We start from the raw sequence: 13,212 nt of genomic DNA on the forward strand, positions 1-13,212 counted from the left end.
CTCCGCATGTGAACGTACGCGGGGGGACCCTCGAATTGTCAGTGCCGAGGCATAGACTTCGACGCTGACCCCAGACTGTTCGCAGCCTGTCGGGAGCCCGTCGACCGCTGTTCGCCTTGGAGGCCGAAGCCGTGTCAAAGCCGCCGTTCACGCACCTGCACGTCCACACCCAGTACTCGCTGCTGGACGGTGCCGCGCGGCTCAAGGACATGTTCGACGCGTGCAACGAGATGGGCATGACGCACATCGCCATGTCCGACCACGGCAACCTGCACGGGGCGTACGACTTCTTCCACTCCGCCAAGAAGGCCGGGGTCACGCCGATCATCGGCATCGAGGCGTATGTGGCGCCGGAGTCGCGGCGCAACAAGCGGAAGATCCAGTGGGGGCAGCCGCACCAGAAGCGGGACGACGTCTCCGGCTCCGGTGGCTACACCCACAAGACGATCTGGGCGGCGAACAAGACCGGGCTGCACAACCTGTTCAAGCTGTCCTCGGACGCGTATGCGGAGGGCTGGCTGCAGAAGTGGCCGCGGATGGACAAGGAGACGATCTCCCAGTGGTCGGAGGGGCTGATCGCCTCCACCGGTTGTCCGTCGGGGGAGCTGCAGACCCGGCTGCGTCTCGGCCAGTTCGACGAGGCGCTGAAGGCGGCCGCCGAGTACCAGGACATCTTCGGCAAGGACCGGTACTTCCTGGAACTGATGGACCACGGCATCGAGATCGAGCGCCGGGTGCGCGACGGGCTGCTGGAGATCGGCAAGAAGCTGGGCATTCCGCCGCTGGTGACCAATGACTCGCACTACACGTACCCGCACGAGGCGGCCGCGCACGACGCCCTGCTGTGTATTCAGACCGGCAAGAACGTCTCGGATCCGGACCGCTTCAAGTTCGACGGCACCGGCTACTACCTGAAGTCGACGGACGAGATGTACGCGATCGACTCCTCGGATGCCTGGCAGCAGGGGTGTGCTAACACGCTGCTGGTGGCCGAGCAGATCGACACCAGCGGCATGTTCGAGACAAAGAACCTCATGCCGAAGTTCGACATCCCAGAGGGCTACACCGAAGTCACCTGGTTCCAGGAAGAGGTCCGGCGAGGGATGGAGCGCCGCTTCCCCGGCGGCATCCCCGAGGACCGCCAGAAGCAGGCCGAGTACGAGATGGACGTCATCATCCAGATGGGGTTCCCGGGGTACTTCCTCGTGGTCGCCGACTTCATCATGTGGGCCAAGGAGCAGGGCATTGCGGTCGGTCCGGGCCGTGGTTCCGCGGCCGGCTCGATCGTCGCGTACGCCATGGGCATCACCGACCTCGACCCGATCCCGCACGGTCTGATCTTCGAGCGGTTCCTCAACCCCGAGCGCGTCTCCATGCCCGATGTCGACATCGACTTCGACGAGCGCAGGCGCGTCGAGGTGATCCGCTATGTGACGGAGAAGTACGGCGCCGACAAGGTCGCCATGATCGGCACGTACGGCAAGATCAAGGCGAAGAACGCGATCAAGGACTCGGCGCGCGTACTGGGCTACCCGTACGCCATGGGCGACCGGCTCACCAAGGCGATGCCCGCCGACGTGCTCGGCAAGGGCATCGACCTGAACGGCATCACCGACCCCTCGCACCCCCGGTACAACGAGGCGGGCGAGATCCGGTCGATGTACGAGAACGAGCCGGATGTGAAGAAGGTCATCGACACCGCCAAGGGCGTCGAGGGCCTGGTCCGGCAGATGGGCGTGCACGCGGCCGGCGTGATCATGTCCAGCGAGCCCATCGTCGACCACGCCCCGATCTGGGTGCGGCACACCGACGGCGTGACCATCACGCAGTGGGACTACCCGCAGTGTGAGTCGCTTGGCCTGCTGAAGATGGACTTCCTGGGCCTGCGCAACCTCACGATCATGGACGACGCCATCAAGATGGTGAAGGCCAACAAGGGCATCGACCTGGAGATGCTCTCCCTTTCGCTGGACGACCCCAAGACCTTCGAACTGCTCTGCCGCGGTGACACCCTCGGCGTCTTCCAGTTCGACGGGGGCCCGATGCGCTCGCTGCTCCGCCAGATGCAGCCCGACAACTTCGAGGACATCTCCGCCGTCTCGGCCCTCTACCGGCCGGGCCCGATGGGCATGAACTCGCACATCAACTACGCGGAGCGCAAGAACGGCCGCCAGGAGATCACCCCGATCCACAAGGAGCTGGAGGAGCCCCTCGAAGAGGTGCTCGCCGTCACCTACGGCCTGATCGTCTACCAGGAGCAGGTGCAGAAGGCCGCCCAGATCATCGCCGGGTACTCGCTCGGCGAGGCCGACATCCTGCGCCGGGTGATGGGCAAGAAGAAGCCCGACGAGCTGGCGAAGAACTTCGTCCTCTTCCAGGCGGGCGCCCGGAAGAACGGCTACAGCGACGAGGCGATCCAGGCACTGTGGGACGTGCTGGTCCCGTTCGCCGGCTACGCGTTCAACAAGGCCCACTCCGCCGCGTACGGACTGGTCTCGTACTGGACTGCGTATCTGAAGGCGAACTACCCCGCCGAGTACATGGCCGCGCTGCTCACCTCGGTCAAGGACGACAAGGACAAGTCGGCCGTCTACCTCAACGAATGCCGGCGCATGGGCATCAAGGTGCTGCCGCCGAACGTCAACGAGTCGATGTCCAACTTCGCCGCCCAGGGCGACGACGTGATCCTCTTCGGCCTCTCGGCCGTCCGTAACGTCGGCACGAACGTGGTGGAGTCGATCATCCGCTCGCGCAAGGAGAAGGGAAAGTACGCCTCCTTCCCCGACTACCTCGACAAGGTCGAGGCCGTCGTCTGCAACAAGCGCACCACCGAATCACTGATCAAGGCCGGCGCCTTCGACACCATGGGGCACACCCGCAAGGGGCTGACCGCCCAGTTCGAGCCGATGATCGACAACGTGGTGCAGGTCAAACGCAAGGAGGCCGAGGGCCAGTTCGACCTCTTCGGCGGCATGGGCGACGACAGTGCCGACGAACCCGGCTTCGGCATGGACGTCACCTTCACCGACGAGGAGTGGGACAAGGCCTACCTGCTCGCCCAGGAACGGGAGATGCTCGGCCTGTACGTCTCCGACCACCCGCTGTTCGGCCTGGAACACGTGCTGTCCGACAAGGCCGACGCCGGCATCGCCCAGCTCACCGGCGGCGACTTCGGCGACGGCGCGGTCGTCACCATCGGCGGCATCATCTCCGGCCTGCAACGCAAGATGACCAAGCAGGGCAACGCCTGGGCCATCGCCACCGTCGAGGACCTGGCCGGCTCCCTGGAGTGCATGTTCTTCCCCGCCACCTATCAGCTGGTGTCCACTCAACTCGTCGAGGACGCCGTGGTGTTCGTCAAGGGACGCCTCGACAAGCGGGAGGACGTACCCCGCCTTGTCGCCATGGAACTCCAGGTCCCGGATCTGTCGAACGCGGGCACCAACGCCCCCGTCATCCTGACGATCCCGGCCCTGAAGGTCACCCCGCCCATGGTCAGCCGGCTCGGCGAGATCCTCAGTCATCACAAGGGCGACAGCGAGGTACGCATCAAGCTCCAGGGCCCGCGCAAGACGACGGTGCTACGGCTCGACCGCCACCGCGTGAAGCCGGACCCGGCGCTCTTCGGGGACTTGAAGGTCCTGCTCGGCCCGTCCTGCCTGGCCGGCTGAGCAGACGCGTACGGAAACGACGTACGGAACACGGTGTACGCAACAGCGCGTACGCACCGCCGCGTACGGGAAACGACGAGGGGCGCCCCGATCCGGGTGCGCCCCTCTCGCCCTGTGCCGCTCCTAGGCCGCTCAGTTGTGGCCGAACTTCTTCCGCCGCTTGCCGCCGCCGGAGGCGAACTGGGTGGTGCTCGCCGCTGGTTCGGTTTGCTCGGCGGTGGACGCCAACTCCTCGGTCCCGCGCCGGGCTTGATCCTGCGCGCCGCGCTGCTTCGGGTGGGTCTGCTTGCGGTTCTTGTTCTTGGCCATGGTGATCTGCCTCCTGTTGGGATTGCCTAGGGGTCAGGATCGGGATCAGATTCACATAGGCGTAGAAGCCGCGCATGTCAGAGAATTACTGTGCGTAGTAAGGCCTGTCGGAGGGTGAACCTCAGATGCGCCACGCCGAAGATCGAGTTCCGGCCGTTAACCTCCGCGCAGTCGGGCAGACTCGAAGGAAGCCCGAAGCAAACCTCCCGGAAAGAGGGTGGATCGCGTGGACCGCTGCATCGTCCTGGTGGACGCCGGGTATCTGCTCGGGGCCGCCGCCAGTCTTCTCGCCGGGGAGCCTTCGAGGTCCCGGATCACCGTCGACCACGCCGCCCTGATCCAGGGGCTGCGCGAGCGCGCCGAGTCCGACACGGAACGGCCCCTGTTGCGCATCTACTGGTTCGACGGCGCCCCCGACCGCGTCCCGCAGCCCGAGCACCGCAGGCTGCGTGTGATGCCGCGGGTGACCGTACGTCTGGGAGCACTGACCCGCAGTGACGGGCGGTGGGCGCAGAAGGGCGTCGACGCCGCCATGCACGCCGAGCTCACCGAGCTGGCGCGCAACAGGGCCTGTTCCGACGTGGTCCTGGTGACCGGTGACGGGGATCTGCTGCCGGGCATGATGGCCGCCAAGGAGCACGGCGTCGCCGTCCACCTGTGGGCGGTGCAGGCCGCTGACGGCGACTACAACCAGTCCGAGGACCTGGTCGCGGAGGCCGACGAACGCCGCGTACTGGACCGGACGTGGATCACCAAGGCCGTACGGGCCAAGGAGTTCGGCGGGATCTGCGCGCCGCCGCCCGCGCCGCGGCCCGAGATCGCCGCGATCCTCTCCGCGCCGCTGCCCGAGTCCGGGCTGTCCTCCGGGAGCGAGCGGAGTGCGCGGGAGCCGCAGCATCCGCAGCCGGCGCCGAGTGAGAACGGCACGCAGGAGCGGGGGCCCGCGAAGGGCGTGCCGACGCCGAAGGATCTGGCGGCGTTGCGTGCGCCTGGTGCGCCCGGTGCGCAGACCGCCCAGCACCCGGCGAACGCCACATTGCGGTGGTCGTCCGACAAGGGCTGGGTCGACCGGCCCGGCGCCGCCGAGTCCGCGGACGCCGCCTCGCTGCCGACGCTCGCGCAGCTCACCACGGCCGAGCAGCGGTGGGCCGATCGTGAGGAGGACATCACGACGGTGGGCGGGGATCCGTACGAGGTGGGGCAGGTGTTCGCGCGGCGCTGGATGGGGCGGCTGTCCGATCCGGCGCATCTGCAGAAGCTGTCCACGATGTATCCCCGGGTGCCGCATCGGATCGACGGGGAGCTGTTGCGGTACGCGGCGCGGTTCGGGCTGCTCGCGCACAAGGACGATCAGATCGATGAGCATGATCGGTATGCGATCCGGGCCGGGTTTTGGCGGGAGATCGATGTGCGGACCGCTGCGGAGCACGCTCCCGCGGGGGAGTGAGCCGCCCAGTAGCTCGGGGCGCTTTGTTCGTTGGCGGCTGCGGGTTCGTTGTGGCTGGTCGCGCCCCGCGGCGGAGCCGTAAATGTCACGGCCCCGCGCCCCTGACGGGCGCTGGTCGCGCCCTGCGGCGGAGCCGCATATGTCACAGCTCCGCGCCCTAACGGAGGCGCGGAGTGCGCTTCCGCGGGGACGACGCCTAGTAGCTCGGGGCGCTTTGTTCGTTGGCGGCTGCGGGTTCGTTGTGGCTGGTCGCGCCCCGCGGCGGAGCCGCAAATGTCACAGCCCCGCGCCCCTGAAGGGGCGCTGGTCGCGGCCCGCGGCGGAGCCGCAAATGTCACGGCCCCGCGCCCGTGGCGGGGCACTGCATGCGCCCCTGACGGGGCTCGGGCAGTGACCCGGGCGTAAATCGGTGCTCGTGACCCCGTAGGCTCGTCCCTCGTGAGTATGCGCGCCGCACAGGGAGCCCGGCAGGGGCACGGTGGGGATGTCGTGTGCGCGGTGCGGGATCTGACCAAGACGTATCCGGCGGTGCGCGGACGGCGCGGGGCACCGGGGACGCCCGAGGTGCGGGCCACCGACGGCGTACGGATCGATATCCGGCGTGGTGAGATCTTCGGGCTGCTCGGGCCGAACGGGGCCGGGAAGTCCACCCTCGTACGGCAGCTGACCGGGCTGATGCGCCCCGATCGCGGCAGCGTCGAGATCCTCGGGCATGACATCGTGCGGCATCCCGAGCGGGCGGCGCGGATCCTCGCGTACCTCGGACAGGAGTCGACCGCGCTCGACGAGTTGACGGTGTCGCTCGCCGCGGAGACCACCGGGCGGCTGCGCGGGCTCGATGTGCGCAGCGCGCGGGCCGAGCGGGACACCGTCCTCGAAGAGCTCGGTCTCACCGACCTCGCCTCGCGGCCGCTGCGAAGGCTGTCCGGCGGGCAGCGGCGGCTCGCCTGCTTCGCCGCCGCGCTCGTGGGTGAGCGTCCGCTGCTCGTGCTGGACGAGCCGACCGCCGGTATGGACCCGATCGCCCGTCGCGCCGTCTGGGGCGCCGTCGACCGGCGGCGGGCCGAGAACGGCACGACGGTTCTGCTGGTCACCCACAACGTCATCGAGGCCGAGACGGTTCTCGACCGTGTCGCCGTGATGGACCAGGGCCGGGTCATCGCCTGCGACACCCCCTCCGGGCTGAAAGAGCAGGTCGCGGGCGAGGTGCGCCTCGAACTCGTCTGGCGCGAGCGCGCGCCCCTCGACGTTCCCGAGGTCGCCGCGCTGCGCGACCGTGCCGTAGAGTCCGGCCGCCGCTGGGCGCTGCGCCTGGCCCCCGAGGAGGCCCGCGCGGCCGTGGCCGCCGTCACCGGCGGGGCCGCGTTCGCCGCCCTGGACGACTTCACCCTCGCCACACCGAGCCTCGAGGACGTGTACCTGGCGCTCGGCGGGAGCGCCGGAAATGTACGGGGGTTGGTCAAGGCGTGAGTGTTCGGGCCTCCAGGGCCGTACGGAACAGGACGACTGCTGAAGCGAACAGGAGCCGCTCGACGTGAGTGTCGTACCCGCCGAGGTCCTGCCGGGCCGTGCCCTCCCCGTCGAGGACGCCGTCGCGGAGGAAGCCGCCGAGCTCGGACCGCGTGCCCGGCTGTGGCCCGCGCTGTGCGCCGTGTACCGGGCGCAGCTGTCCCGGGCGCGGGTCGCGCGGATTCCGCTGCTGTTCGTGGCCACCTTCCAGTCGATCGGGATCATGGTCCTGATGCGCGGGGTGGTGGACGGCGGGGGCGAGGCGCGGGCCGTGGTGGCGGGCTCGTCGGTGCTCGTCGTCGCGTTCGTCGCGCTGAACCTGCTCGCGCAGTACTTCGGGCAGCTGCGGGCGAGCGGCGGGCTCGATCATTACGCGACGTTGCCGGTGCCGCCGGCGGCTGTGGTGCTGGGTGCGGCGGGCGCGTACGCCTCCTTCACCGTGCCGGGGACCGTGGTCACCGCCGTCTTCGGGTGTGTGCTGTTCGGCCTGCCGATGGCTCATCTGTGGATCCTCGCCGCCGTGATCCCGCTCGCGGGCGCGGCCCTCGCCGGGCTCGGAGCCGCGCTGGGGCTGTTGGCGCCGCGGCCCGAACTCGCCACGTTGCTCGGGCAGTTGGGGATGTCGGCAGCTCTGCTGCTCGGGGTTCTGCCTGCGGAGCGGTTGCCGGGCGTCGTCCAGTACGCGCGGGATCTGGTGCCATCCACGTACGGTGTCGAGGCCCTCGGGCTGACCTTTGGGTCCCATCCCGACTGGGGGGTCGTCGTGCTGAACCTCGCCGTGTGCGCGGGGGTCGGGGTGGTCTCGCTGGCCGTCGCGACCTGGGCCTATCGTCGGGCTGCCGTCCGATGACGCGGCCCACAGCCGAGCCTGGCACGATGTCAGGGTGACCGCACCGTTTACTCCGCCCCAGCCGCCGCATCGTCCCTCTGCGGATCAGCAGGCCCCGGATCAGCAGTCTCCGGAGTACCAGTCGCCGCACCCTGCCTGGCAGGCGTCGCCGTACGCCGCCGCTGCTGGTGCGGGCGGATCCGTCGGCTATCAGGAGGACGGTCCCGGGATGAAGACCGAAGTGCGGGAGGCCGCTGTCATCGCGTTCGCGATGGCGGTCGGTGGCGTGTTGCTCGGGGTGCTGTGGTGGTGGCTTGCGCCTGAGGTGCCCTTGGTCTCGGACTCGTCCGCGGTCTATCTCAAGGACACGGAGGGGGAGCAGGCTATCGGGGTGGACGGGACGTTCACTCTGCTTGCGCTTGGGTTTGGGCTGGTCAGTGCGCTGGTGGTTTTTGTGCTGCGGCGGCGTGGGGGGATTCCGATCGTGGTTGCGCTCACGGTCGGGGGTGTGCTCGGGTCGTTGCTTGCCTGGCGGCTGGGGATATGGCTTGGGCCTACGCAGGATGTGGCGGCGCATGCGCGGGAGGTGGGGCGGGGGGTTACTTTCTCGGCGCCGCTGGAGCTTGGGGCTAAGGGGACGTTGTTGGCGTGGTCGTTGGGGGCGCTTGTCGTTCATCTGGGGCTGACGGCGTTGTTTGGGCCGCGGGATCCTGAGCCGGAGGCTTATCAGGAGGGGCCGTACGGGGCGCCTCCGGCGTAGGGGCAGGCTTGTTGCCGGGGCGGGGCTGGGCGCCGCGGGTTTTCGCCCCCGCCGCCCCTACCCGTCCCATACCAAGGGGCTCCGCCCCTGGACCCCGCTGGGGCTGCCGCCCCAGACCCCGCTATCGGCCTGGCGGCCTCGTCCTCAAACGCCGGACGGGCTGGTTTTGCCTGGGGTGGGCGGGCAGGTCGGCCTGGCGGCCTCGTCCTCAAGCGCCGGACGGGCTGAGTTTGCCTGGGGTGGGCGGGAAAGTGCGGGTGGGTGGGCAAGCCGGATTGGCGGCCTCGTCCTCGAGTTCCCCAGCTACCGCTGGGGTGCCCCAGACGGTTGTGGCTGGGCTTGGCTGAACAGTGCAGGCTAGTTCACGTGAGTGCGGGCGGGCGGGGGCTACCGCCTAGGCGGTAGCCCCCGCCCGCCCTTGTCCCTACGCGGGCCTGTGGCCATGGTTTGAGCGGCCCTTCTTTGTGCGCCATTTACGCTTGCGTGTTTTCTTCGACATGTTTTCGGTTTAGCCGAGAATGCGGCATTCGTCGAGTGGTCACGCTCGGGCGATCGGGGCCGACGCTGCTTCCGTGAGCTTGGTCAGGTCATCGGGGGAGAGTTCGACTTCCAGGCCGCGGCGGCCCGCCGAGACGCAGATTGTGGCGTGGGCCGACGCCGAGGAGTCCAGGACCGTGCGGAGCCTCTTCCGTTGGCCCAGGGGAGAGATTCCGCCGCGGACGTAGCCCGTCGTGCGTTCCGCTGCCACCGGGTCGGCCATCGTGGCGCGTTTGCCGCCTACCGCCGCGGCCAGGGCCTTGAGGTCGAGGGAGCCTGCCACCGGGACAACGGCGACCGTCAGGGCTCCGTCGACGTCTGCCACCAGGGTCTTGAAGACTCGCTCGGGGGACACTCCCATCGCCTCGGCCGCCTCCTCGCCGTACGACGGGTGGGAAGGGTCGTGCTCGTACGCGTGGACCGTGTACTCGACGCCCGCCGCCGTCAGGGCCACCGTCGCGGGCGTACCGCCGGACTGCTGTTGCTTCTTCGACTTCTTCGCCAACGGAACCCAGCCTTACGTCAGTTGAGACTCGTCGGCCCGCGGGTCAGCTCCGTCGCGGGCAGTGAGGGCAGGTTACGGATGATCGCCGTCTCCGCGCGCAGCAATTTCAGCTCCTCGCGCAGGCGGGACGCCGTGTCCGGGGCCTGGAGCAGGCGCTGCTTCGCCGGTACGTCCAGCATGGCCGCCGCCGCTACCAGGTAGGAGACGACGGACGGCTCGTCCGGCAGCTCGCCGCCCGTCGACAGGGACCGTTCGCGCGCACCGGCCAGCCGCTTCTGGTACTGGCGGAAGGCCCTCAGTACTCCCTGGGCCAGTGCCCCTGCCTCGTCGCCCGGGTCCTCCTCCAGCTCTTCCAGCTCAGCCGTGAGGAACGCGCCCGAGGCGTCCACCGAGAGCAGGCGTACGCGCCTCGTCCCGGTGGCCAGTACCTCGAAGCTGCCGTCGGCCCGTTCCCGGATGGTCGCCGCGTCCGCGATACAGCCCACCTTGTGGAGGGCCTGCGCGGGATCGTCGCCGAAACCGGCCGCGGGCCCGCGCTCCGGTACCGCCGTCTGGTCCGGCAGCCCCGGCGCGCTCGGCGCGACCTCGTGGCCGTCGCGGATCGCGACGACGGCGAACCGGCGCGGTTCGTCCTCGGGAGTCTTCAGCAACTCCCGCATCATGGCGCGATAGCGCTCCTCGAAGACGTTCAGGGGCAGGACGAGCCCCGGGAACAGCACCGAGTTCAGGGGGAAGAGCGGCAGCCGGACAATGGTCACGACGCAAAAGCCTAATGGTCGCCGGGATGGGCGGGTTCGCCGTGGTCACTCAGTGGACGCGGAGGCGCCGCTCTGCGTAGCCGTAACGGCGTGCGCGCGGCCACCTCCAGCCGTACGCCGTCCCGGAGTTCGAGGAACTGCCCGAGCGGATCGTCCGAGATCCGGTCCCAGGGAAACGAGGTGGCATACGGCCCGATCCGGCGCAGCTGCGTCAGCGCGTCCTCCCAGCGTTCGAGCCGGATCAGCACGTACATCAGCAGGTTGCGGACCTGGGCGGGCCACGGGTCGGCGGGCTCGTACTCCTGCGACAGGGCGATCGCCAGATCGGCCGCCGCGTCCAGGCGCTCGCGCGGCACCGCGCACCTGCCGCTCTCCTCGGTCAGATACGCGAAGGCCGCGCGCACGGGGAGTGCCTGGACGAGGGAGCCCGGCAGTGCGTCCTGCGAGGCCCGCTCGGCGAAGTCGAAGCACTCGCGGTGCGAGCCGTACCAGGCGGCGGACAGGTACTGGAGGGCGGACACATGGCAGCCGTAGTGGTGCGGGGAGCGGCGTACGGCCTCGGTCCACAGCTCCTCGAACTCGGTGTGTGGCGCGTTCGTGCCCCGGGCGTGGTCCAGCGCGATCCGCCACGGCACCGGATCGCGCGGGTCGGCCTCGGCGGCCGCTGTGACCAACGGCGCGACCTGGCGCAGCAGTTCGGCACGGGCCGGCGACTCCCAGCCCTGGCAGACCGCCAGTTCGGCCTTGACGAGCAGCGCGTCGGGGTCGTGCGGGGCCGCGTAGCGCCACAGTGCGAACCACTCGGGGCGGGAGCGCGCGAAGGCGGCGAGACGCGTGGCGTACCGGTCGCGGTCCTCCCACTCGGCGGCCTCCCGCGTGGTGGCGAGCAGCTTGGCGGCGGGCTCGTACTCGCCCCGGCCCGCGGCGACCAGCGCCGGCGCGAGCCGCTCGTCCGGGGCGTCGAGCAGGACCTCGTCGTCTCGGGGGAGACCGGCGGCCAGTGGGGAGGTGTTCCGTGCCATCCGGGCGGTACGGATGAACGCGCGTAGCAGTGCCATTTCTTTGTGGCACCTCCCTTTGCGCCTGAGCCGGAGCTGTGGTTCGAACCTGCGGGTCCGTTGTGGCTGGTCGCGCAGTTCCCCGCGCCCCTGAAGGGGCGCGGTTCCGCACCGGTACTTCGCAGGCCCCAGCAGTCGTGCTGCTCAAAAAGATTCTTGCGGTGAGAAGACGGTCGAAATGCGGCCATGGTTGTGCGCGTTCAGATTACGGTTCAGCCCCGGCGAAGCAGCCGTGTCGCGCCCGCTGCTACCGCTGTTGCCAGGATCCAGCCGAGGAGGATCACCGCGGTGGCCAGCCACTGCCAGCCGCCGTGTAACTGCCAGTAGCCCACCTGGCCGAGGTCGATGACGGGCAGGAGCAGGTCCAGGGCGAAGAGGGAGGGATTCCACGGGGGATGCTCGCCCGTCTTGATCGGCGGGTGGTCTGCGTGGCGGAAGGCGAGCGAAGTCGCCGCCCACAGCACCGCCATCCATAGGGCGGCCCGTCCGGGGCGGTACCCGTAGGCGACCGTCCAGTCCTGTACGTACCCCCAGAGCCTGGCCGCGAGCGGCAGGAACTCGCGGCGGTGGCGCTGCTTGGCGAGCAGTACCTCGCGTGCGTCCTCCTCCTCGCCGCCGTCGCGCAGCACGGCCGCCAGCCGCTCGTACGGCTCCGGGTTGTACTCGGGGGTCGCGGCGGCCACCCACTCCAGGCGCCGGGCGAGTGGGAACGGGCCGCGCGGCACGAGGTTCTCGTACTGGAAGCCGCCCATCTGCAACTGGCCCGCGCCCGGCCAACTGGCCGCCGCGTCCATGAGGTTGACGACCCGGGCGCCGGACAGCACGACCCGCCCGCGCCTCGGCCGTTCCCCGAGGAAGCGCAGCTCGGGTACCTGTACGCGGCGCAGCGATATCTCCTGGTCGTCCCTGAGGACGAAGCGAGCCTGCTCGAGGTCCACCGCGTCCCCGAACCGCCCGTCGTCCAGACGGATCCCGCCCTCGCACGCGAAGCGCTGCACCCGCGTTCCGCGCGCCGGAGTCCGGCCGCTGGTCTGCAGCGGATTGCCGACGCCCGCGGGCGTCATATAGAGCGTGCGCTCGACGGTCAGTTGCGGGGCGTTCAGCGCCAGCCGGTCGTGCGGGTTCTTCAGCCGGCTGCCGCGCAGACTGAGCGAGACGCCCACCGTGGCGCCGCGCAGGCTCAACTCCCCGTCGGACTCCAGCATTTCGGCCTGCAGGTCCTGACCTACGGTCATTCCGTCACCGGTGATGGAGCGACCGTGCCGGTCCCGGTGGACCACGGCCTGGTTGAGCAGCAGATCCGTGCCGATCTGCGCGTCCGTGAGGCGTACGCCGCGGTGGAAGCGGCAGCGAGGCAGATGCAGATCGCCCTCGGTGTGCAGCCGGGCCGCCTCCAGACGCGGCACCGAGCAGCCGACCAGGCGCACGGTCGTGAACCGGGTTTCCGGCAGCAGGAGTTCCTTCTCGAAACGGCAGCCCTTCATCTCGACGTACGGGACGATCGTGCCGCCCGCGAGATCGAGTACGCCGGTGATCTGGATGCCGGTCAGCTTCAGGGACGAGACGCGGCCGTCCAGCGCGGGCGGCCCGTTCAGCAACAGCATGGCCACGACGCGGGCCCGCACACTGCGCTCCGGGCCCCATGGACGGCCGCCGTGCGGATCGTCCGTGGTGGGGTCCCCGGTGCGCAGGTCGTACATGCTGCCGTTGCGGAATGCCTGCCACATTCCCCTCTCGGCGGTGGTGAGATCGCCCGGCGGATCCACGTCCCGGACCCCGTTCCGGATGCCGGCACCCTCGGCCACGGTTTCCCTGCTTCCTCTGCTACT

At 69.6% G+C, this 13,212-nt stretch carries 10 protein-coding genes; 5 read left to right on the top strand and 5 right to left on the bottom strand.

The annotated features are described in order from the left end of the window. The first annotated feature begins 131 nt into the window (after positions 1 to 131). Complete coding sequence (dnaE, locus tag ACQEVY_RS35295) at positions 132 to 3,671, top strand: DNA polymerase III subunit alpha (protein ID WP_432953457.1); 3,540 nt, start codon at positions 132 to 134, stop codon at positions 3,669 to 3,671. A gap of 132 nt (positions 3,672 to 3,803) precedes the next feature. On the opposite strand, the gene ACQEVY_RS35300 is transcribed toward dnaE, so the two are convergent. Next, positions 3,804 to 3,980, bottom strand: coding sequence for a hypothetical protein (locus ACQEVY_RS35300; protein ID WP_432953459.1), 177 nt, complete (start codon positions 3,978 to 3,980; stop codon positions 3,804 to 3,806). A gap of 226 nt (positions 3,981 to 4,206) precedes the next feature. Here ACQEVY_RS35300 and ACQEVY_RS35305 point away from each other — a divergent pair, with 226 nt between their 5' ends. From ACQEVY_RS35305 to ACQEVY_RS35320, 4 genes are all read left to right on the top strand, one after another. After that, the gene (locus tag ACQEVY_RS35305) at positions 4,207 to 5,427 is read left to right on the top strand and encodes an NYN domain-containing protein (RefSeq protein WP_432953461.1); all 1,221 of its coding nucleotides are present in this window, start codon (positions 4,207 to 4,209) and stop codon (positions 5,425 to 5,427) included. Between the two features lie 489 nt (positions 5,428 to 5,916). Then, positions 5,917 to 6,897: an ABC transporter ATP-binding protein gene (locus ACQEVY_RS35310; protein ID WP_432955578.1), complete on the top strand. Its 981-nt coding sequence runs from the start codon at positions 5,917 to 5,919 to the stop codon at positions 6,895 to 6,897. Positions 6,898 to 6,961: 64 nt separating this feature from the next. Beyond that, the gene (locus tag ACQEVY_RS35315) at positions 6,962 to 7,786 is read left to right on the top strand and encodes an ABC transporter permease (RefSeq protein ID WP_432953463.1); all 825 of its coding nucleotides are present in this window, start codon (positions 6,962 to 6,964) and stop codon (positions 7,784 to 7,786) included. Positions 7,787 to 7,820: 34 nt separating this feature from the next. Further along, positions 7,821 to 8,525, top strand: a complete 705-nt coding sequence (locus tag ACQEVY_RS35320; protein WP_432953465.1) for an AAA family ATPase — start codon at positions 7,821 to 7,823, stop codon at positions 8,523 to 8,525. Between the two features lie 538 nt (positions 8,526 to 9,063). Here ACQEVY_RS35320 and ybaK read toward each other — a convergent pair. The 4 genes from ybaK to ACQEVY_RS35340 all read right to left on the bottom strand — a co-directional run bounded on the left by ybaK (position 9,064) and on the right by ACQEVY_RS35340 (position 13,188). Beyond that, positions 9,064 to 9,567 carry a Cys-tRNA(Pro) deacylase gene (ybaK, locus tag ACQEVY_RS35325; protein ID WP_432953467.1) on the bottom strand — a complete coding sequence of 168 codons (504 nt, stop codon included), beginning with the start codon at positions 9,565 to 9,567 and terminating at the stop codon, positions 9,064 to 9,066. A 17-nt stretch (positions 9,568 to 9,584) separates the two neighbouring features. Continuing rightward, complete coding sequence (locus tag ACQEVY_RS35330; RefSeq protein WP_432953468.1) at positions 9,585 to 10,325, bottom strand: LON peptidase substrate-binding domain-containing protein; 741 nt, start codon at positions 10,323 to 10,325, stop codon at positions 9,585 to 9,587. A gap of 11 nt (positions 10,326 to 10,336) precedes the next feature. After that, positions 10,337 to 11,383 (bottom strand): hypothetical protein, encoded by a 1,047-nt coding sequence (locus ACQEVY_RS35335; RefSeq protein WP_432953470.1) that lies wholly within the window; start codon positions 11,381 to 11,383, stop codon positions 10,337 to 10,339. Between the two features lie 212 nt (positions 11,384 to 11,595). Next, positions 11,596 to 13,188 (bottom strand): oxidoreductase, encoded by a 1,593-nt coding sequence (locus ACQEVY_RS35340; protein ID WP_432953472.1) that lies wholly within the window; start codon positions 13,186 to 13,188, stop codon positions 11,596 to 11,598. Positions 13,189 to 13,212: the final 24 nt, after the last annotated feature.

Source organism: Streptomyces sp. CA-288835 (assembly GCF_050936385.1).
In the GTDB taxonomy this organism is placed as follows: Bacteria; Actinomycetota; Actinomycetes; order Streptomycetales; family Streptomycetaceae; genus Streptomyces.

Bases quoted from the DNA above. Each gene is read 5' to 3' on its own strand.
- ACQEVY_RS35300 (WP_432953459.1), bottom strand. From the start codon at position 3,980: ATGGCCAAGAACAAGAACCGCAAGCAGACCCACCCGAAGCAGCGCGGC.
- ACQEVY_RS35335 (WP_432953470.1), bottom strand. From the start codon at position 11,383: ATGGCACTGCTACGCGCGTTCATCCGTACCGCCCGGATGGCACGGAAC.